Origin of the sequence: Enterobacter cloacae complex sp. 2022EL-00788, from assembly GCF_026627565.1 — a bacterium.
GTDB lineage: Bacteria > Pseudomonadota > Gammaproteobacteria > Enterobacterales > Enterobacteriaceae > Enterobacter > Enterobacter pasteurii.
Genome location: NZ_JAPNMC010000009.1, coordinates 39,528 through 60,665 on the forward strand (window position 1 = coordinate 39,528; position 21,138 = coordinate 60,665).

The 21,138-nt window shown below is 58.5% G+C and carries 19 protein-coding genes; 11 read left to right on the plus strand and 8 right to left on the minus strand.

The window, feature by feature from the left end:
* The first annotated feature begins 10 nt into the window (after positions 1-10).
* The 11 genes from gspE (at position 11) to OWK27_RS15295 (ending at position 10,652) form a co-directional block, all read left to right on the plus strand.
* On the plus strand, positions 11-1,489 hold the full coding sequence (gspE, locus tag OWK27_RS15245) for a type II secretion system ATPase GspE (protein ID WP_267590694.1): 1,479 nt from the start codon (positions 11-13) through the stop codon (positions 1,487-1,489).
* Positions 1,489-2,697, plus strand: coding sequence for a type II secretion system inner membrane protein GspF (gspF, locus tag OWK27_RS15250; RefSeq protein WP_267590695.1), 1,209 nt, complete (start codon positions 1,489-1,491; stop codon positions 2,695-2,697). Before gspE ends, gspF begins: the two co-directional genes overlap by 1 nt.
* 2 nt (positions 2,698-2,699) lie before the next feature.
* Positions 2,700-3,149 carry a type II secretion system major pseudopilin GspG gene (gene gspG / locus OWK27_RS15255; RefSeq protein ID WP_267590696.1) on the plus strand — a complete coding sequence of 150 codons (450 nt, stop codon included), beginning with the start codon at positions 2,700-2,702 and terminating at the stop codon, positions 3,147-3,149.
* Positions 3,149-3,634 carry a type II secretion system minor pseudopilin GspH gene (gene gspH, locus OWK27_RS15260; RefSeq protein WP_148418733.1) on the plus strand — a complete coding sequence of 162 codons (486 nt, stop codon included), beginning with the start codon at positions 3,149-3,151 and terminating at the stop codon, positions 3,632-3,634. Before gspG ends, gspH begins: the two co-directional genes overlap by 1 nt.
* Positions 3,627-4,004 (plus strand): type II secretion system minor pseudopilin GspI, encoded by a 378-nt coding sequence (gene gspI, locus OWK27_RS15265; protein WP_148418734.1) that lies wholly within the window; start codon positions 3,627-3,629, stop codon positions 4,002-4,004. The genes gspH and gspI overlap by 8 nt, the downstream gene beginning before the upstream one ends.
* Positions 3,997-4,671, plus strand: coding sequence for a type II secretion system minor pseudopilin GspJ (gspJ, locus tag OWK27_RS15270; RefSeq protein ID WP_176610766.1), 675 nt, complete (start codon positions 3,997-3,999; stop codon positions 4,669-4,671). Before gspI ends, gspJ begins: the two co-directional genes overlap by 8 nt.
* Positions 4,668-5,684: a type II secretion system minor pseudopilin GspK gene (gspK, locus tag OWK27_RS15275; RefSeq protein WP_242174648.1), complete on the plus strand. Its 1,017-nt coding sequence runs from the start codon at positions 4,668-4,670 to the stop codon at positions 5,682-5,684. The genes gspJ and gspK overlap by 4 nt, the downstream gene beginning before the upstream one ends.
* Positions 5,685-5,699: 15 nt before the next feature.
* Positions 5,700-6,830: a type II secretion system protein GspL gene (gene gspL, locus OWK27_RS15280; RefSeq protein WP_267590697.1), complete on the plus strand. Its 1,131-nt coding sequence runs from the start codon at positions 5,700-5,702 to the stop codon at positions 6,828-6,830.
* The gene (locus tag OWK27_RS15285) at positions 6,827-7,312 is read left to right on the plus strand and encodes a type II secretion system protein M (protein WP_193356557.1); all 486 of its coding nucleotides are present in this window, start codon (positions 6,827-6,829) and stop codon (positions 7,310-7,312) included. The genes gspL and OWK27_RS15285 overlap by 4 nt, the downstream gene beginning before the upstream one ends.
* Positions 7,309-8,106, plus strand: coding sequence for an A24 family peptidase (locus OWK27_RS15290; protein ID WP_324291171.1), 798 nt, complete (start codon positions 7,309-7,311; stop codon positions 8,104-8,106). The genes OWK27_RS15285 and OWK27_RS15290 overlap by 4 nt, the downstream gene beginning before the upstream one ends.
* 248 nt (positions 8,107-8,354) lie before the next feature.
* Complete coding sequence (locus tag OWK27_RS15295; protein ID WP_267590698.1) at positions 8,355-10,652, plus strand: glycosyl hydrolase family 18 protein; 2,298 nt, start codon at positions 8,355-8,357, stop codon at positions 10,650-10,652.
* A 274-nt stretch (positions 10,653-10,926) separates the two neighbouring features.
* Here OWK27_RS15295 and OWK27_RS15300 read toward each other — a convergent pair whose 3' ends face one another.
* The 8 genes from OWK27_RS15300 to aqpZ form a co-directional block, all read right to left on the minus strand.
* The gene (locus OWK27_RS15300) at positions 10,927-11,940 is read right to left on the minus strand and encodes an NAD-dependent epimerase/dehydratase family protein (RefSeq protein ID WP_193356398.1); all 1,014 of its coding nucleotides are present in this window, start codon (positions 11,938-11,940) and stop codon (positions 10,927-10,929) included.
* Positions 11,941-12,032: 92 nt separating this feature from the next.
* Positions 12,033-13,469, minus strand: coding sequence for an SDR family oxidoreductase (locus OWK27_RS15305; protein ID WP_148418744.1), 1,437 nt, complete (start codon positions 13,467-13,469; stop codon positions 12,033-12,035).
* A 10-nt stretch (positions 13,470-13,479) separates the two neighbouring features.
* Positions 13,480-14,481 carry a low-specificity L-threonine aldolase gene (gene ltaE, locus OWK27_RS15310; protein WP_267590699.1) on the minus strand — a complete coding sequence of 334 codons (1,002 nt, stop codon included), beginning with the start codon at positions 14,479-14,481 and terminating at the stop codon, positions 13,480-13,482.
* Positions 14,482-14,519: 38 nt separating this feature from the next.
* Positions 14,520-16,238, minus strand: a complete 1,719-nt coding sequence (poxB, locus tag OWK27_RS15315; protein ID WP_242174643.1) for a ubiquinone-dependent pyruvate dehydrogenase — start codon at positions 16,236-16,238, stop codon at positions 14,520-14,522.
* 151 nt (positions 16,239-16,389) lie between these two features.
* Positions 16,390-17,358, minus strand: coding sequence for an NADH oxidoreductase (hcr, locus tag OWK27_RS15320; protein ID WP_242174642.1), 969 nt, complete (start codon positions 17,356-17,358; stop codon positions 16,390-16,392).
* A gap of 10 nt (positions 17,359-17,368) precedes the next feature.
* Positions 17,369-19,021: a hydroxylamine reductase gene (gene hcp, locus OWK27_RS15325; protein WP_267590700.1), complete on the minus strand. Its 1,653-nt coding sequence runs from the start codon at positions 19,019-19,021 to the stop codon at positions 17,369-17,371.
* A gap of 144 nt (positions 19,022-19,165) precedes the next feature.
* The gene (locus tag OWK27_RS15330) at positions 19,166-20,065 is read right to left on the minus strand and encodes a lysine exporter LysO family protein (RefSeq protein WP_267590701.1); all 900 of its coding nucleotides are present in this window, start codon (positions 20,063-20,065) and stop codon (positions 19,166-19,168) included.
* 177 nt (positions 20,066-20,242) lie between these two features.
* Complete coding sequence (aqpZ, locus tag OWK27_RS15335) at positions 20,243-20,938, minus strand: aquaporin Z (protein WP_267590702.1); 696 nt, start codon at positions 20,936-20,938, stop codon at positions 20,243-20,245.
* Positions 20,939-21,138 lie beyond the last annotated feature (200 nt).

Below are 21,138 nucleotides of genomic sequence, written 5' to 3' on the forward strand. Positions count from 1 at the left end.
GAGGTGACGCGTGGATGAACTGACGAAACAGCTCTGCACCAGCGGTTATGCGAAAGACAACGGTATCCTTTACTGGAACGACGCGGTCTATATTCGCGAGGACGTGCCCGCGTTTGCCCTGCTGGAGATGCGCCGGGTGCTGGGGCGCACGTTTGAGCCCCAGACCCTGAGCGCGGAAGCGTTTGACGAGATGCTGGCCAAAATCTGGCAGCAGAACAGCGGCGTTTCGCAGCAGCTGGTGGACGATATGGATGCCGATATCGATCTGATGGCGTTAACCGAGGAGATCCCGGACAACGAAGATCTGCTGGATAACGACGAAAATTCGCCGGTGATCCGCCTGATCAACGCCATTCTCGGCGAAGCGGTAAAAGACGGGGCGTCGGATATTCACATCGAAACCTTCGAGCGCACGCTCAGCATTCGCTTTCGCGTTGACGGCGTGCTGCGCCCGGTACTGCAGCCCGCGCGGAAGCTGGCGCCGCTGCTGGTGTCGCGTATCAAGGTTATGTCAAAGCTGGACATCGCGGAGAAACGTCTGCCGCAGGATGGACGTATCTCGCTGCGCATCGGCCGCAAGGCCATTGACGTGCGCGTGTCGACCATTCCGTCCCAGTACGGCGAGCGCGTCGTTATGCGCCTGCTCGACAAGAGCAACCTGAAGCCGGACATCAACAAGCTCGGGCTTATCGATGAAGAGCTGGAAAAACTGAAAGGGCTGATCGGCCGCCCGCACGGCATTATCCTCGTCACCGGGCCGACAGGCTCCGGTAAAAGTACCACCCTGTACGCCATTCTGTCGGCGCTCAACGGGCATGAACGCAACATCCTGACCGTTGAAGATCCGATTGAATACGAGCTGGAAGGGGTGGGGCAGACGCAGGTCAACCCGCGCGTGGACATGACCTTTGCCCGCGGCCTGCGCGCCATTTTGCGTCAGGATCCGGACGTGGTGATGATCGGGGAAATTCGTGACGGTGAAACCGCGCAAATCGCGGTGCAGGCGTCGCTTACCGGTCACCTGGTCATGTCTACGCTGCACACCAACAGTGCGGCGGGGGCCATCACCCGCCTGCGGGATATGGGCCTCGAGTCCTTTTTGATCGGTTCGTCGCTACTCGGCGTCATTGCCCAGCGTCTGGTGCGCCGGCTGTGTCCGCACTGCCGTACCTCCAGTCCGCTGGATGACAATGAAAAAGCGCTGTTTAGCTTTATGGATAAGCCGCCGAAGGCCATCTACCGCGCCGCTGGCTGCGAGCACTGCCGCCAGAGCGGGTATCAGGGGCGCGCGGGCATTCACGAGTTTCTGGTGGTCGACAGCGCCATGCGCCGCGCCATTCACGAAGACAAAGATGAAATGTCCATTGAGACCGAGCTTTTCAGGCAGGCCTACAGCCTGCGCGAAAACGGGCTGCTGAAGGTTATCAGCGGCATCACGTCGCTCGAAGAGGTGATGCGCGTGACCGCCGAGCGTGGGGGCGATGAATAATGGCTTTTTACGCGTGGACCGCCACCGATGCCGCAGGGAAAACCCGGCGCGGCACGCTGCAGGCGGAAGGGCCGAAGCAGGTGCGCCAGTCGCTGCGCGAGCAGAAGCTGATGCCGCTCACCATAACCGAAACCCGCGAAACGTCGACGGCCGGAAAAGCGAAAACCGGGGCTAAGCTCTCCACGCCGGTGCTGTCGATGTTTACCCGCCAGCTGTCGACGCTGGTTAACGCGTCGCTGCCGCTGGAAAGCGCCCTGAAGGCCATTTCAAAGCAGACGGAAGACAAAAAGCTGGCGGCGATGGTAACGGAGATCCGCGAGAAGGTGGTGGAGGGCCATACGCTCTTTGACGCCTTCAGCCAGTTCCCGCGCACCTTCGACAAGCTGTACTGCACGCTGGTGATGGCCGGGGAAAAAACCGGCCACCTCGGCGATGTGCTGGAGAAGCTGGCGGAATACAACGAGCAGCGTCAGAAGATGAAAAGCAAGCTGACGCAGGCGATGGTTTATCCGATCACCCTGACGGTGGTTGCCGTGGCGGTGATCTCCATCCTGCTGGTGGCCGTAGTGCCGCAGGTGATCGAGCAGTTTGTGCATATGAAACAGCAACTGCCGATCACCACCCGCACGCTGATTGCGGTGAGTGATTTCCTGCAGGCGTACGGGATCTACATCGCGGGTGGCCTGTTTGCCGCAATCGTGGGCTTTAAGGCGTGGGTGAAGAAGGCGGCGAACCGCTTTCGCTGGCACAGCTGGCTGGTGAGCGGCTCGCCGATCAAAAAGCTGGTCTGCGCCATCAACAGCGCGCGCTATATCCGCACGCTCAGCATCCTCCAGGCCAGCAGCGTGCCGCTGCTGGAGGGCATGTATATCGCAATGGACGGCATCGAGAACCTCCATGCCCGGCAGGTGCTGGAGCAGGCGGCGGATACCGTGCGCCAGGGGGCATCGCTGTATAACGCTCTGGATCAGGCGAAACTCTTTCCGCCGACCATGCTGTACATGATTGCCTCCGGCGAAGAGAGCGGGGAATTAGGTTCATTAATGGATCGCGCCGCGGAAAATCAGGAATCGGCATTACAGCATCGAATTACGTTAACGCTGTCGGTATTTGAACCGGCGCTGGTGGTGACAATGGCGACGGTAGTTTTATTTATCGTACTGTCAATATTACAGCCGCTTCTTCAGCTCAATAATATGGTGGGTTAAATATGGCTTTAAAACGAAACAGCCTGAAAGGTCAGGCCGGGTTTACGCTGCTCGAATTAATGGTGGTCATCGTTATTCTTGGGGTGCTCGCCAGTATGGTGGTGCCAAACTTAATGGGGAATAAAGAAAAAGCCGATGCCCAGAAAGCGACCAGCGATATTGTGGCGCTGGAAGGCTCTCTGGATATGTACAAGCTGGATAACCACCGTTATCCCACCACGGAGCAGGGCCTGCAGGCGCTGGTCACTAAACCCGACATCGCGCCCATCCCGAAAAACTACCGTGACGATGGCTATATTCGCCGCCTGCCGGAAGATCCGTGGGGCAATGATTATATTCTGGTGAGCCCTGGTGAACACGGTGCGGTGGATGTTTTCTCCACAGGCCCGGACGCAGAGGCGAATACGGCTGATGATATTACCAACTGGTCATTAGATAAAAAAGAGAAGTAATGAATAAGCAACGTGGGTTTACTTTGCTGGAAATTATTCTGGCGCTGGTGATATTTGCCTCCTGCGCCATGATGGTGGTGTCAACTATTCCATCGCGCAGCGGCGCGGATATTTTCGGTCAGCAGCTTAAAGCCCTCGTTGAATATGGTTCAGACCGTGCGGTGATGGACGGCAATATCGTCGGGCTGGTGCTCACCACCTCAGAATATCAGCTGGTGACCTGGGCCGGAAAAGAGGGCGAGCGCCGCTGGGAGCCCTTAACCGCCGGGCGCATCATCACCCACGGCCAGTTCCCGGAAGAGATGCACGTCTCGCTGTCACCGCAGCGCATGGCCGCGACAACGGACGCGACGCCGCAGATTGTCTTTTTGCCGGACGGGGAGATTAGCCGCTTCACGCTTTCTCTGCAGAGCTTCGATAAAAAGCAGCGCTTTCGCGTGGTGTCGCAGGGGGCTTCTCCTGTTTCGGTAGAGAACGATGGCTAAACGCAAAGAACGGGGGATGACCCTGCTGGAGGTGATGGTCGCCCTGGTCATCTTCTCCACCGCCGCGCTGGCGCTGATGAATTCCGTCTCGCTGAACGTGCGCTTCACTCACGGCCTGGGCGATACGCTCCAGGCCAGCTGGGTGGCGGAAAACCAGCTGGCGGAAGCCCGGCTGAGCAATACGCCGTTCCCGGACGCGATGCAGTCCGGTACGGAGACGATGGGCGGCAGAAGCTGGACCTGGCGCAGGCAGCGGGTCAGGACTGCGGAAAATCGCTTTGCCGACGACGTGCAGGTGTATGCAGAGGGCGAGGAAGATAAGCCGGTAATTACCCTGCAGGTGACAGAACCCGGAGAGGTAAATGAGTAAGCACGTTCAGCGTCAGCAGGGCTTTACGCTGCTGGAGATCATGATTGCGCTGACCATCTTCGCGGTCATCAGCACCCTGGCGTGGCAGATCCTCGACGGGGCCATGCGCACGTCGAACGCAACCGACGTAGCGGCCACCCGGTTAAACCAGCTTCAGCGCGCCTATAACCTGCTGGAGCGTGATTTCTTTCAGCTTCAGGCGCGTGCCCCGCGCAACGAGCCTGAGGTTTTCGTGCAGCATGACGACGCGCTGGAGCTGACCACGCTGAACGGCGTGAGCGGCCAGGTCCAGCTTGAGCGCGTGCGCTGGCGGCTTAAGGACAAAAAGCTGTGGCGGGACATCTGGCCGGTCATCGATGCTCCTGAGGAGGCGAAGCCGGAAGAGGTGCCGATCCTCAGCGACGTCAAAGAGGCGTCGTGGCGCTTCTGGAAGGCGAGCTGGCTGGACAAATGGACCGATACGGCGCATCAGCCGGACGGCGTGGAGCTGCTGCTGACCATGGAGAACGGCGATACCTGGCGCTGGGTCTTTACCACGCCGGGTGACGTGCCGGACGCGCCAGCCGCGCCGGATGCGCCAAAAGAACCAGCGCCTGCGACGCCTGCCGATGCGGCGACGCCAGCACAGCCGCAGCCGGTAACCGCCCCGTCAGGAGAGAAAAAATGAGCGGAAAATCGGTTCGAAAACAGCGCGGCGTCGCGCTGCTGGTGGTGCTAATTTTGCTGGTCATGATGTCGGCGCTGGCCGCCAAAATCAGCCAGCAGTTCTGCCGCAACCTTCAGAAAACCCGTTATCAGGTAAGCCAGCAGCAGCTGCGCTGGTCCATTCAGAGCCAGCAAAAAGCGATTGAAGATCGGCTCCAGACCTACGCCAGCGGCGAGAGCAAGGGGCTGTCGCCGAAGGGCGAGTGGGCAGAGCCGGTTGAAACCGAAGGCGAAAACTTCACCGTGGTGAGCCAGATTGCGGACGCCCAGACCTGCTTTAACGTGAACAATTTACTGGCCGCGGATCCGACGCCCGCCGCCCAGACGGCGGGGGCGCTGCCGGAAAAGCCGGTGAAAGAGCGCATCGTCGAGCAGCTGCTGGCCGACAGCGGCATTTCCGCCGGGGACGCAGAGGAGATTTACCAGCAGCTGCTGGACTATCTCGATGGCGATACCACCACGGCCAAAGAGGGGCTGGAGGCGGACGCCTGGGCCGGCGTTGAGCCTGCCCGGCAGCCCGCGAACCAGATGATGCGCACCGCGGGAGAGCTAAAGCTGCTGCCCGCGTTTCCGGCGTCGGCATACGGCAGGGTCAGTAAGGTGCTGTGCGCATTACCCGACAGCGCCAGCAAGGTGGATGTCAATACGCTCACGGAAGAACAGGCGCCGCTGCTGTCGGCGCTGTTTGTCGGCTCGCTCAGCGTTGATGAAGCCACGCGGCTACTTGCCTCCCGCCCGGAAGAGGGCTGGGAGTCGATGGAGGCGTTTCTGAAAGAGCTGGAGACGAATTATCCGCAGACCAAAGACGCCCTCAGGCAGGTGCAGGCGTTTCTGGCGGTGAACAGTAATTATTTCCGGGTTAACAGCACCGGCAATACCGATGATTTAACGCTGCGCGTCGTCAGCCAGCTTCATGTTGATAATGAAGCCGGGAAGGTGATTACCTGGCAACGTCGCTACCGAATGGTTGAATAACACAAGACGAACTCTATGAAACAGGTGCTTTTTATTCGTCCCGACACGCGCGAGGACGGGAACATAATGTGGTGCGAGTCCGGTAGCGAGCACGTGGAACAGCTGCGGGGGATGGCGTCCCTGGCGGATCTCGCGGAAAACGCGCTGGCCGCCAGGGTGTGCCTGCTGCTGCCCGCCAGCGAGATGATCTTTCGTCACTTCACGCTGCCCAAAAAAGGCGGCGCCGAATTTTCCTGGCTGGCGGAAGAGACGCTGATCGGCGACGTGGACAACCTTCACTGGACGGTGCTGAACAGGAAAGGACGGGAAGTGGACGCCGTCGCGATTGATGCCGACCGCCTCCGTTACTGGCTTAACCGCTGCGCTGACGCCGGGTTGACGGTGGTGCAGGTACTGCCGGATGCGTTCCTGCTCCCGGTAAAGGACGGCGGCACTACGCTGGTCTCAACCGATGACGGTTACTGGATGCGTTACTCGCCGTCTGGCGCCTGTGAAACCGACGCCGGGCTGCTGCCGCTGCTGTTAAGCCAGCAGGACGCGGGGGGGCGCGTCTGCTACGGCGATGCGCCTGCGGGCGTGCAGGTGGATGAAAAGCTGGCCTGGCAGCACCCGCTGGTGCTGATCCAGCCCCAGTGGAAAAGCTGCCGGGCGAACCTGCTGCACGGTGAATTCTTAGCCGGCGGACCGCATGGCAGTTTCCGTTATCCGAAATCGGCTGTCGCCGCCGTGGCGGTACTGAGCCTGGGGCTGCTGCTTGGCCCCCGCATCGGCATGGCCTGGATGCTGGCCCATCAGGAAAAACTGGCCCGCCAGCAGATGGTTGAACTGGCGCAGCACTATTTTCCAACCCTGCGCCAGAAGACCAACCTTAAGTACCACTTTGGACAGAACATTAAGAAAGAGAAAAAAGGCGTTTTTCTTCAGCTGGACGCGCTGGAGCAGATCAAAGCCTCTCTCCCTTCGGTTGAACTGAGTGAAGTCGGCTATGACGACACGCAGAATCAGCTGACGCTGAACATTAGCGCCACGGATCCCGCTGCGTTACAGGCGTTCGTCAATAAGGCCAGTGATACCTTCGACTTTACGCTGCAGCCGGTTTCCAGTGAGGCGCCCTATACTGCCATCATCACAGGGAAATATAAATGAAAGAGAAAATAGGACAATTAAAGGCCCGCTACCGGAACTATAGCCCGCGCGAGCGAAAACTGTTTGCAGCGTGCGGGGCGGCGCTTTGCTGCGCCATTATCTGGTACGGGGTGATGACGCCTCTGGATAATATTATCAAAAATGAACGCAGCACGCTGCAGAAACAAAAGCAGACCCTGAACTGGATGCGTGCAGAAATTAATAAAAACCATCTTCAGGCGAAAGTGGTAAAAACCGGTAATCCCCGCAGCGTGGTGGAAGAAAGCGCGAAAGAGATCCACATTAGCCTGAGCAATATTCAGCAGGACGGCCAGTCTATGACGTTTAATATCGACAGAATTAACGTGTATGAACTGAAAAACTGGCTCAGGGAAGTGAATTTAACCTCCGGCGTACGTCTGGAAAAAATGGATCTTGTCCCGGTGGATCATCTCAGCGACGTGAAGGCACAGATTAAACTGTCCTGGGCGAAAGTGGCATGAACCCGCTGACGCTGCTTCAGGCTGGCAATCTGCCCGCGCTGTGCCTGATGAGCGGCGCGTTGGGGAGCATTATCGGCAGCTTTTTAGGGGTAGTGGCAGAGCGTATTCCTCCGCTTGTAAAAGAAGAGGAGGGGGCGGGTAACCTGCTTTTTCCGGCGTCTCACTGCCCGGCGTGTTCGCATCGCCTCTCGTGGTGGGAGAATATTCCTGTTCTGAGCTGGTGCGCCCTGCGCGGCCGGTGCCGCTGCTGTAAAGCGGCGATACCGGTGCGGCTGTTGTTTCTTGAGCTGTCGAGCGCGCTCTTTTTTGCCCTGACGGCGGCATTTGCGCCTTCGCTGGCGGGCCTGTTAGCGCTGTGGGTGCTGTGGTGCGGCCTGCTGCCGCTCGCCACCATCGATGCAAAACATCTGCTTCTGCCGGACTGTCTGACCCAGCCGCTGCTCTGGGCTGGCCTGCTGTATCACGCGTTTTGCCATACGCTGCCCCTGACGGATGCCGTGTCTGGCGCGGTGGCGGGTTACCTGTCCCTGTGGCTGCTCTACTGGGGATTTCGCCTGACGACGGGCCGCGAAGGATTAGGCTACGGCGACTTCAAGCTGCTGGCTGCGCTGGGCGCATGGTGCGGCTGGCAGGCATTGCCCTCACTGTTACTCGCCGCGGCGTTAAGCGGTATTGCGCTGTATTGTCTTTTTTATAAATCCGTTAATAAACAGAATATCCTCCCATTCGGCCCGATGCTGTCACTGGCGGGATTGGTTATTTTTATTCTACAGACGCTGCAATTCACATTCTGATTTATCTGGTCAAGTTTTTTTTAAAGTTTTTTCGGCAAGGGAATGAAAGGACTTATATAGATTCCCGGCGTATTGTTATAAGCACAAGCTGTAAGGATTATCGCTCATGTCTATTTTATGGAGGATATTATTAGAATAATTAAAAATGACTCTTGGTTTTAGTTAAATAATATATTCAGTACTCGCCCATGCGATATGGAAAGCATGGTTGTTTTAATTTTCACAAATAATATTATCAGGAATTAATAATGAAATTTATGAAGCCTACTTATCTGGCGCTCTTTGTAGCAGCCGTTTCCGGCTCTGCATTCGCCGCAGCGCCGGGTACGCCTTCAATCAGCAGCGGTAACGACAAATTTGCTATCGTTGAAGTGGATCAGGCGGTAGTGGACTACGGTAACCTCGTTAAGGTGCACAACGACGGCGTCGACGTTAAGGTTGAGTGGAACGTCTGGAGCGGCGACGCGCCTACCTCCGGTAAAGTGCTGCTGGACGGCAAAACCGTATGGTCCGGTGCTGCCGGTGCGTCCGGATCCGCCACCTTTAAGGTGAAAAAAGGCGGTCGCTACCAGGAGCAGGTTGAGCTCTGTAACAACAGCGGCTGTACCAAAAGCGCAAGCAAGCTGATCGTCGTGGCCGATACCGACGGTAGCCACCTCCTGCCGCTGAATACCCCGCTGCAGGAAAACAACAAAACCTTCGCAAAACATACCGATAAAGTGGTTGCCGCTTACTTCCCTGAATGGGGCGTATATGGCCGTAACTTCCCGGTGGATAAAATCCCTGCGTCTAACCTGAACCACATCCTGTACGGCTTCATTCCAATCTGCGGCGGCGACGGCATTAACGACGGTCTGAAAACCGTTGAAAACGGCAACAGCTTCGCCAACCTGCAAAAAGCCTGCGCGGGCCGCCCTGACTACACCGTGGCTATTCATGACCCGTGGGCTGCGCTGCAGAAGCCACAGTCCGGCGTGTCTAACTGGGACGACCCGTACAAAGGCAACTTCGGCCAGCTGATGGCGCTGAAAAAAGCCCATCCTGACCTGAAGATCCTGCCATCCATCGGCGGCTGGACCATGTCCGATCCGTTCCACCACATGAACGATACCGCCATCCGCGCACGTTTCGTCTCCTCTGTTAAAGACTTCCTGAAAACCTGGAAATTCTTCGACGGCGTGGATATCGACTGGGAATTCCCGGGCGGCGGCGGCGTGAATGAATCGCTGGGCAACCCGCAGGTGGATAAAGCAACCTACACCGCGCTGATGCACGATCTGCGCACCATGCTGAACGAGCTGTCCGCTGAAACCGGCCGTACCTATGAGCTGACCAGCGCCATCGGCGCGGGTAAAGATAAGATCGAAGACGTGGACTACACCACGGCGCAGCAGTATCTCGATCACATCTTCCTGATGAGCTACGACTTCTACGGCGCGTGGAGCATGACCGATCTGGGCCACCAGGCTGCGCTGCGCGCGCCAGCATGGCGTCCGGAGACTAACTACACCACCGAAAATGGCGTTAACGCGCTGCTGGAGCAGGGCGTACAGCCAGGCAAAATCGTGGTGGGTGCAGGCATGTACGGTCGCGGCTGGACTGGCGTTCACGGCTATACCGGCAACAACCCGTTCACCGGTACCGCGACTGGCGGCGTGAAAGGCACCTGGGAGCCGGGCGTTGTTGACTATCGTCAGATCGTGAACGAGTACAAGGGCAAGCCAGGCTGGGAATACGGCTACGACGCAGACGCTGAAGCGCCATACGTATTCAACAAATCCACCGGCGAGCTGATCTCTTATGAAGATGCCCGTTCCACAACGGCTAAAGGCAAGTACGTTCTGGCGAAAAACCTGGGCGGCCTGTTCGCGTGGTCTATCGACTCCGATAACGGCGACATCCTGAACGCGATGAACGAAAGCCTGATGGGTAGCGTTACGCCAGAGCCGGTGGTGACCAACCATGCGCCTGTTGCTTCCGCGGCGGATCAAACCGTGACCGGTCCTGCTACCGTGACCCTGGATGGCTCTGCGTCAACCGATCCTGATGGCGATGCGCTGACCTACAAATGGACCCAGATCTCTGGCCCAAGCGTCACGCTGACCAACAGCACCAAAGCGAAAGCGACCTTCTCCTTAGGCGCTGTGACCAGCAACCAGACCCTGGCATTCCGTCTGACCGTGACCGATGCGAAAGGCCTGAGCAGCACCGCTGACGTGCAGGTTCTGAACAAAGCGCCGAAGGCCAACCAGGCGCCGGTCGTTAACCAGATGCAGAACGTGACTCTGGAAGCCGGTCAGACGTTTGCCCTGAACGTGCAGGCGGCGGATCCGGACGGTGATGCACTGACCTACGCGTGGAGCGTTCCGTCTGATATGCATGCAACCGGTACTGATACCTCCAGCGTACAGATCACCGCGCCGGACGTAACGACTGACTCTACCTACACCCTGAGCGTTGTCGTAAGCGACGGCAAAACCAGCGTACAGTCTAACGTGCAGGTTACCGTAACGCCGAAAGCTACCCCGATAAGCCGGAAGGAATAAGCCGAGGGCACCGCGAAGCGGCGATTTACCGCCGGGAGCCCGGGTCGCCAGGGCGGCGGCGATTGAGCCGCCATGGCACGTTCACAAGTGATGCCGTTACAGAGTAGCAAGGAACATAAAGTGAACGGAATTACCTCTACAGCCATATGTTCCCCCTCACCCCAACCCTCTCCCTCAAGGGAGAGGGGGTCATCCGTGCAGGCATTATTTTAGGGGGATCCCTCAACCCTGTGGGAGAGGGCCGGGGTGAGGGCACAAGGCCGCACCCAATTAACTACCGATGCAGCTTCCCGTGGTCCCGCAGCCATGCGGCGGTGCGCACAATTCCTTCATCCAGCGATACGATCGGCTTATACCCCAGCTCGTTCTCCGCGCGCGAAATATCCAGCGTGAAGTCAAAATTCAGCTTAGATACGCCGTAGTGGGTCAGCGCAGGCTCCTTCGCCGATTTGCTGCCAAAGCGCTCCATGCTGCGGGCGATCATGTCCAGCATTGGATATGGAACGGAACGAATGCGGCAGTCGATTTTTAGCTCGTCAATCAGCCTTTGCACAATGCTGCGCAGCGTGCAGGGTTCGCCGTTGGTGATGTTATACGCGCGGCCCGACGCCAGCTTATCGCAGTCCGGCTGGCTCGCCAGCCACATGGCGTGAACGGCGTTTTCGTAATAGGTCATGTCCACCAGCGCATCACCGCCGCGCGGCAGGAGAACGCTGCCGTAATGGTGCATCATCTGCGCCAGTCGCGGAATGAACACTTTATCGTGCGGCCCGAACAGGCTCTGCGGGCGCAGCACGGTGAAGCGGGTATGCGGGTTTGACTGCGCCAGCAGGTCGATCACCTCTTCACCGGCAGCCTTGCTGCGGGCAAATTCACAGGCAAAACGCGCCGGACGGAAATCTTCCTGGATATCCCGATGGTGGTGATAGTCGAAATAGAGCGACGGAGAGGAGATATGGATAAAGTTACGCACGCCCCAGGCAACGGCCCACTCGCCCAGACGACGCGTGGCGCGCACGTTAGCGAGATCGAAGGCTTCCTGCGTGCCCCACGGGGAGGTAAAGCTGGAGCAGTGCCACAGTGTATCAATTCCGGCGAGCATCACCTTAGCCTGAGAGGAGACCAGCTCCGTCAGATCGGCATGGACAAATTCAGCGCCCATTTTTTGCAGAAGCTTGCCCATCGCCTCATTGCGACCGGTGGCCCTCACGCTGATGCCCTTGTTGCGCAGAAACTCGACCGCATTTCGGCCTAAGCCGCTGGTCGCCCCGGTAACCAGTACCTTCATAACAATCCACTGTGTTGAAAAGAATTTCGTGCGCATTCTTTCGTGAATTACGATGTGTTGCAATGGGAAAGGTGAAAGATTAAGAGTTTTATTTAGTTATTTTCCCGCTTTTCTTCTGCCAGTTGCGCAATACGTTTCGCCATGCCGCGGAAGATAAACAGGTGTGCCGGGATCATGAGCAGCCAGTAAAACAGACCGGGCATTCCGTGCGGATGCCACCACGCCCGAACGTCCAGTTCACGATGGTCGCCTTTGTCACTGAGGGTAAAGCAGAGCCGCCCCAGCCCCGGCGCCTTCATGCCGAACAGCAGCGCCAGCCGCTTTTGTGGCTCGACGATAATCACCTTCCAGCTGTCGACGGCATCCCCTACCTGAAGATAAGGATGCGCAGGGCGCCCTTTTGCCAGCCGGTGACCGACCAGCAGATCCAGCGCGCCGCGCGTTTGCCAGAGAATATTGCCGAAGAAATAACGCTCTTTGCCGCCAATCTGGTTCACGACCTCCCACAGCGCCTCCAGGCTGGCCGTGGTTTTTACCGTACAGCCGGCCTGCTTCGGGTAGTAGCCGTACTCCGGCCGCCAGCGGGCAAAGGCCTGGGCGTCGTAGCCCCAGTCGCTGGAGTTCACCAGCTTCTCTTCTTCTTTCAGGGTACGGCGCACCGCGTCGTCAAAGCGGATCAGCTCCTGGGGGATTAATGCGCGCAGTTCGCGATCGTCCGCCAGCAGGTCGTGCTTCAGCCCCTGGATCAGCGCCTTTGCGGTGGTCGGGGGTACTGAGGTAATGACGTTTAAAAACCACACCGATATCCAGCGGGTCGGGAAGGGGACGGGCACCAGCCAGCGGCGGCGTCCGCTGACGCGCATAAAATGCTCGAACTGCTCCTGATAGCTCAGCACCTGTGGGCCAGCCGCCTCCAGAACGCGGTGCTGCTCTGCCGGGTGATCCAGCAACGCCACCAGATAGTGGAGTAAATTCTCCAGCGCGATGGGCGTGGTGCGCGAGCGTACCCAGCGCGGCGGGGTCAGCACTGGCAGGTTGTAGACCATATCGCGCATCACTTCGAACGCGGCGGACCCCGCGCCGACGATAATCCCCGCCCGCAGTTCGGTAACGGGAATATTCGCGCTGCGCAGCGTCTCCGCCGTCAGCTGGCGGGCGCGCAGGTGGTCGGACTGCTCGTCGGCGGGCGCCTGAAGCGAGCTTAAAAAGATCGCCTGCTTCACCGGGGTTTGCAGCAGGGCATCGCGGACGTTCATCGCCACCTGCCGCTCGTGGGCGATAAAATCGCCGCCTTCGCCCATGCTGTGGACCAGGTAGTAAAGCGTATCAACCCCTTCCAGCAGCGCGGGAAGCTCCTTCGGCCAGTTGAGATCGACGCTGTGACAGGTAACGCCCGGCAGGCTGAGCTTTTGCAGGCGTTCAGTGTTGCGTGCCGCTGCCAGCACCCGATGCCCCTGCTGGCTTAGCGCAGCGGTCAGATGCTGACCGATATACCCGCTGGCGCCGAGCACCAGAATTCGTTGCGGCACGGTATGCTCCTTAACGCTGTAAAAACGCCTGCCAGTGTTTTACCACCCCGGTTAGCTGTTCGCGGTTAACGTCGAGATGCATCACCAGGCGCACAACCGGGGAGGCATTGATCAGCACCCCACGCGCCTTCATAAATTCGCCCAGCGCGGCGGCGTGCTCATCTTCGACGCGGACAAACAGCATGTTGGTGTCGTGACGCATGACGTCTGCGCCGATCTCGCGCAGCCGCGCCGCCATCCACGCGGCGTTATCGTGATCCTCTTTAAGGCGCGTCACGTTGTTTTTCAGCGCGTACAGCCCGGCGGCCGCCAGAATACCCGCCTGCCGCATTCCGCCGCCGGTCATTTTACGCCAGCGGTTGGCGCGTTTGATGTAGTCCGCATCGCCCACCAGCAGCGAACCCACGGGGGTGCCCAGCCCTTTAGAGAGGCAAATGGTGAACGAGTCGCAATATTGCGCGATCGCTTTCAGCTCGCAGCCGTACTCGACCACGGCGTTAAAGATGCGCGCCCCGTCAACGTGCAGGCCGAGCCCGCGCTCGCGGGTAAACTCCCACGCCGCTTTCAGGTACTCGCGCGGCAGAACCTTACCGTTGTGGGTGTTTTCCAGGCTGAGCAGCCTGGTGCGGGCGAAGTGAATATCGTCGGCTTTGATTTTCGCGGCGACCTTATCGAGCGGCAGGGAGCCGTCCGGCGCGGCATCGATCGGCTGCGGCTGAATGCTGCCGAGCACCGCCGCGCCGCCCGCTTCGTACAGGTAGTTATGCGCCCCCTGGCCGACGATATACTCTTCGCCGCGCTCGCAGTGGCTGAGCAGCGCCACCAGGTTAGCCTGCGTGCCGGTGGGCAGGAACAGGGCAGCCTCCTTGCCGCTGAGCTCTGCCGCATAGCGCTGCAGCTCGTTGACCGTCGGGTCATCGCCGTAGACGTCGTCGCCGACCGGGGCGGCCATCATCGCGTCGAGCATGGCGCGACCCGGGCGGGTAACGGTATCACTGCGTAAATCAATCATGGCATGTCCTTATAGTTAAAAAGGCGATGCCAGATGTTTTACCTGAGCCAGTTGGTTTTTGCCAGTTCGATCACCTCGTCGCCGCGTCCGCTGATGATGGCGCGCAGCATGTAGAGGCTAAAGCCTTTTGCCTGTTCCAGCTTGATCTGCGGCGGGATGGCCAGCTCTTCTTTGGCAACCACCACGTCCACCAGCACCGGACCGTCGATGGAGAAGGCGCGCTGCAGGGCCTCGTCCACCTCAGACGCTTTCTCGACCCGAATACCGGTAATACCGCAGGCTTCGGCGATGCGGGCGAAATTGGTGTCGTGCAGCTCGGTGCCGTCCGTGAGGTAGCCTCCGGCCTTCATCTCCATCGCCACGAAGCCCAGCACGCTGTTGTTGAAGACCACGATTTTTAGCGGAAGCTTCATCTGCACCACCGACAGGAAATCCCCCATCAGCATGCTGAACCCGCCGTCGCCGCACATCGCCACCACCTGACGTTCCGGTGCCGTCGCTTTTGCGCCCAGCGCCTGCGGCATGGCGTTGGCCATCGAGCCGTGGTTGAAGGAACCGAGCAGGCGGCGTTTACCGTTCATCTTCAGATAGCGCGCTGCCCAGACGGTTGGCGTGCCCACGTCGCAGGTAAAGATGGCGTCGTCGTCCGCAAAATGACTGATCTGCTGGGCCAGGTACTGCGGGTGAATGGCTTTGTCGCTCGGTTTGGCGAGATCGTCCAGCCCCTTACGCGCGTCGCGGTAATCGCTCAGGGCCTTATCGAGGAACTTGCGGTCCGTTTTTTCTTCCAGCAGCGGCAGCAGGGCGGCGAGGGTGGATTTAATATCGCCGATGAGCGCCATATCGACCTTGCTGTGCGCGCCGATACTGCCGGGGTTAATGTCGATCTGAATGATTTTGGCATCCGTCGGGTAAAACGCGCGGTACGGGAACTGGGTGCCGAGCAGGATCAGCGTATCGGCGTTCATCATCGTGTGGAAGCCGCTGGAAAAACCGATCAGCCCGGTCATCCCCACATCGTAAGGGTTATCGTACTCCACGTGCTCTTTACCGCGCAGGGCGTGAACGATTGGTGCTTTCAGCTTGCCGGCAAACGCCACCAGCTCGTCATGCGCGCCGGCGCAGCCGCTACCGCACATCAGGGCGATATTGCTGGAGTAACGCAGCAGCTGCGCCAGCTTCTTAAGCTCTTCAGCGGCGGGGGTGACGGTCGGCTGCGGGGCAGAGTACCAGTGGGTGGTGGCGGTTTCGGGAGCGGCCTTCAGCGCTACGTCACCCGGCAGGACGACCACCGAAACCCCGCGATTGAGGACGGCTTTGCGCATGGCGATGGCCAGCACCTGTGGGATCTGCTCCGGCGACGAGACCAGCTCGCAGTAGTGGCTGCATTCACGGAACAGCTCCTGCGGATGCGTCTCCTGAAAATAGCCGCTGCCGATTTCAGATGAGGGAATGTGGGCGGCAATCGCCAGCACCGGAACATGGTTGCGGTGGCAGTCGAACAGGCCATTGATGAGGTGCAGGTTGCCCGGTCCGCAGGAGCCGGCACAGACGGCAAGTTCACCCGTGAGCTGCGCTTCGGCCCCCGCGGCGAAGGCGGCGACCTCTTCATGGCGAGTCGGCATCCATTCGATGGTTTTCATTTTATTGAGGCTGTCGCTGAGCCCGTTCAGGGAATCGCCGGTGACGCCCCAGATACGTTTTACGCCCGCCTGTTCCAGGGTTTTCGCTATGTATGCAGCCACGGTCTGTTTCATGGGTGTCCATCTCCTTTTTGTGATATCGCCTACAAGCTTAGAAGAAAGTCACCGTATTGGCTGCTCCATGCCCCCGGCGGGCGGCGTTTGCGGATAAAAAAAGCCCGGCAGACGCGATCGCCTGCCGGGCTTACCTTCGAGCGCTTACCGTTTATGCCAGTACCAGGTCACCCTGAGGATGGCACGAACACGCCAGCACGTAGCCTTCCGCAATTTCTGCTTCGGTCAGCGTCATGGTGCTGGTCACGCTGTATTCCCCGGAAATGACCTTCGTTTTACAGCATCCGCACACGCCCGCGCGGCAGGCGGCCACTACCGGCACCTTGTTGCTTTCCAGCGCTTCCAGCAGGGTGGTGCCCACGCGGCCAAAGAAGGTCTGCGCCGGCTGCAGTTTGGTGAACTTCACTCCGCTGGTCGCCGCTTCGGCTACCGGCGTGAAGAACTGCTCTTTGAAGAAGCGGGTTACGCCGAGGGCCTTCACTTCCTTCTCAGCAATGTCCATGTACGGCGCCGGGCCGCAGGTCATTACGGTGCGGTTTGCAATGTCCGGCACGCTTTGCAGCAGCTCGCGGCTCAGACGTCCCGCGACAAAGCCATGCGTGGCGTTGTTTTCCGCGACCAGCGTCACCGGGTAGTTGCGCCACTCTTCGGCAAAAATCACATCTTCCGGCGAGCGCACGCTGAAGATGGTCTGCACGTCCGCCTGCGGACGATATTTCGCCAGCCAGCGGCGCATCGACATAATCGGCGTTACGCCGCAGCCCGCTGCCAGCAGCAGGAATTTATCTTCCGTCTTATCGTCGCAGGTGAAGTCGCCCTGCGCGTCAGACAGCCAGATATAATCCCCGCGCTTCACGTCACGGGTGAGCCACTGCGAGCCCGCGCCGTCATCAATGCGGCGGATGGTGAGCGTAATATATTCGCTCACGCCCGGCGTGGAGGAGATGGTATAGGCGCGCAGGGTGTCCGCCGAATTACGGACGCTGACCAGCGCATACTGACCGGCACGGTACGGATAGTAGTCATGGCACAGCAGCGACAGCGTCCACACGTCCGGCGTCTCCTGATGGATGTGATGAACCTGCATCCGCCACGGGCACTGAGAGGTTGGCATGGTCATGAATTACTCCTTACGCGCTCAGCAGCTGCTTCATATCGTCTTCAACGTTGGTCACGGAACGCAGGCCAAACTTCTCGTTCAGCACGGCCAGCAGGTCCGGCGTCAGGAAGCCTGGCGCGGTCGGTCCGGTGACGATGTTGGTCACGCCGAGAGAGAGCAGGGTCAGCAGAATTACGATCGCTTTCTGCTCGAACCAGGAGAGCACCAGCGACAGCGGCAGGTCGTTCACGCCGCAGCCCAGCTTCTCAGCCAGCGTGACCGCCAGAATAATGGCTGAGTACGCATCGTTACACTGGCCCGCGTCCACCAGGCGCGGCAGACCTTCGATGTTGCCGAAGTCCAGCTTGTTGAAACGGTATTTGCCGCAGGCCAGCGTCAGGATCAGGCAGTCTTCCGGTACGCTGGTGGCGAAATCGGTGAAGTAGTTACGCTCGCCGCGCGCGCCGTCGCAGCCGCCAATCAGGAAGATGTGGCGCAGCTTCTCACGGCTGACGAGGTCAATCAGGGAATCTGCGGCGCCCAGCAGGGTTTCGCGGCCAAAGCCGACGGTGATGAGGTGCGGAATTTCGCTGTACGGGAAGCCGGCCATCTGCTGCGCCTGAGCGATGACCGGACCAAAATCGTCGCCGTCGAGGTGGCTTACACCCGGCCAGCCGACGATGCTGCGGGTCCAGATACGGTCATCGTACGCGCCCACGGTTGGGTCGATGATGCAGTTAGAGGTCATGACAATCGGGCCAGGGAAGCGGGCGAACTCAACCTGCTGGTTCTGCCAGCCGCTGCCGTAGTTACCCACCAGATGCTTAAACTTGCGCAGCTCCGGATAACCGTGCGCGGACAGCATTTCACCGTGGGTATAAACGTTCACGCCGGTGCCTTCGGTCTGCTTCAGCAGGTTGTAGAGATCCTTCAGGTCATGGCCGGAAATCAGGATGCATTTGCCCTCGGTCGCCTTCACGTTGACCTGCGTCGGGGTCGGGTGGCCGTAGGTGCTGGTTTCACCGGCATCCAGGATGCTCATCACCCTGAAGTTCATCTGGCCGATTTCCATTGAGCACTCAAGCAGCGCGTTCATATCGGAAGGCCAGGTGCCGAGCCATGCCATGATTTTGTGGTACTGGCCGTAAATGTCGTTGTCGTACTGGCCGAGAACGTGCGCGTGTTCCATATAGGCCGCCGCACCTTTCAGGCCGTACAGGCAGAGCAGACGCAGGCCAAGGATGTTCTCGCCAATCTCTGCTTTGTCTTTATTCGGGGTGAATTCTGCCGCCTGACGCTGCAGTTCGCCCAGGTCGTCGCTCACCAGCTGCAGTTCCGCCATCGGGTTGTCGACGCGGGCAGCGGCGTCGGCGTTCAGGCACTGTGCTTTCAGGGCTTCACGCAGGGCAATTGCTTCGCGGGCATAGCCCACAATGCGCGGAGAATCGAAGTTAACGTTAGTCAGCGTGGAGAAAAATGCGCGCGGCGCAAAGCTGTCGACGTAGTGATCGACAATGCCGTATTCGCGGGCCTTGCAGGCCCATGCGGACAAGCCTTGTAGCGTAGCAATCAGCAGATCCTGGAGATCTGACGTCTCTGCGGTTTTACCGCACATACCCTGCGCCCAGGAGCAGCCGTTGCCTGCCGGGGTACGGATGGTTTGTTCACATTGCACACAGAACATAATCACACCTGTTAAAGTTATATTTTAAATGCATGTTTAAGGTTATGCCTGTGTCAGAACGGTGAAAAGGGCTTTCTTGCATTAAATGGAGGGATATTGATTTAGCGCAATTTTGGCGGCAGGTACACTGCCGCCAGCGCAGTATCAGGCGGAGAAGAATGCCATCAGAATCGGCACCAGCAGGCTCAGAATAAAGCCGTGCACGATGGCGGCAGGAACCATCTCCAGCCCACCCGAGCGCTGTAATACCGGCAGGGTAAAGTCCATTGAGGTGGCACCACACAGCCCCAGCGCGGTCGAGCGGCTGCGGCGCACAAGGCCGGGAATGAGCATGATGGCGATCAGCTCGCGCGCCAGATCGTTAAAGAAGGCGGCGCTGCCAATCACCGGACCGAACGACTCGGTGAGCAGAATGCCGGAGAGAGAATACCAGCCAAAACCGGACGCCATCGCCAGGCTGGTTTTCAGCGGCAGATCGAGAATAAAGGCATTAATCACCCCCGCGACCAGCGAGCTGGCCACAACAATAACGGCCACAATCATTCCGCGACGGTTGAGGACAATCTGCTTTAGCGTCATGCCGTTATTTCGAAGCTGAATACCAATCAGGAAGAGCAGGAATATAAGCGTATATTCGCTGGCTTCGGTGGCATGCTGCAAGAATGCCAGCCCTGTCAGCCCGAGCAAAAAACCGAGAACCACAACGCCGCACAGCTTTAATGATTCAAGCGCCATCGCAATACGGGAAGGGAGCTTTTCCTGTTGATGGTGGTTTTTCCAGGGAATAGTGCGCTCCAGCCAGGACAGGGCCGCAATATTGCACAGCAAAATAACCACTACCGTGACCGCAGAATAATGCAGAATGGAAAGTAAATTTGTTGCCAGATTATCCAGGAAGGCCAGGCTGATCCCCATAAAGAACAGAATGACGTAAACAATCCAGCTGAGAAAACGATTAATAAGCCTTAAGGCTGATTCATTACGCAGCGGAATAAGGTAGCCCAAAATAAGGGGCAAAAGAATGATGAGGAGTCCTGAGAACATGAACAGCCGTCCTTTTGAGTGTCGGTTAAGCGTCAAAGACACTACCCAATAAAGGCATCTCAGTAAAGCGACAAAAAAAGCCGGGTGGCGGCTGCGCCTGACCCGGCTTGTATAAATGAGGTTGTGCGGCTTGCTGCACTCACTCAGGCCCTCTCCCGGGGGAGAGGGATAAAACCATTAATCGCGTTTTTCCAGCAGGGTACGGTACAGCACGCCGCCCAGAATACCGCCGACGATCGGCATCACCCAGAACAGCCACAGCTGTTCAAGCGCCCAGCCGCCCTGGAAGATAGCTACCGCGGTGCTGCGCGCCGGGTTAACGGAGGTGTTGGTCACCGGAATGGAAATCAGGTGGATCAGCGTCAGCGCCAGACCAATCGCGATGGGCGCGAAGCCGGCAGGAGCATACTTGTCCGTTGCGCCGTGGATCACCATCAGGAACCCTGCGGTCAGCACAATTTCAATCACGATAGCAGACAGCATAGAGTAGCCGCCCGGTGAGTGCTCGCCGAAACCGTTCGACGCAAAACCGCTGGCCGCGGCGTCGAAGCCTGCTTTACCGCTGGCAATGACGTACAGAACCGCCGCAGCAATAATGCCGCCAATAACCTGAGCAATAATATAGCCAATAATATCTTTTGCCGGGAAACGGCCGCCCGCCCATAAGCCTAACGTTACGGCCGGATTAAAATGACCGCCTGAAATATGGCCTACCGCATAGGCCATAGTGAGAACCGTCAGACCAAATGCCAGTGCAACACCGACAAAACCAATACCTAATTCCGGGAATGCTGCTGCCAGTACTGCGCTACCGCAGCCGCCAAACACCAGCCAGAATGTACCAAAACATTCTGCCGCTAATTTTCTGAACATAACCACCTCAATAATAAACGTCCGCGCGCTTTCCCGCGCACGGGTTATATCGCCATAAAGGGATGACGACTCAAAGAGTCATTATTTTAAAAACCAATAACATCCCTTCGCCACTTAAATAAATTGAGTAAATTTGATTTAAGGCAATGTGATGTCATTCCTTGTTCAAACTGGAGGTAAAACGATCGTAGTCCAATTCT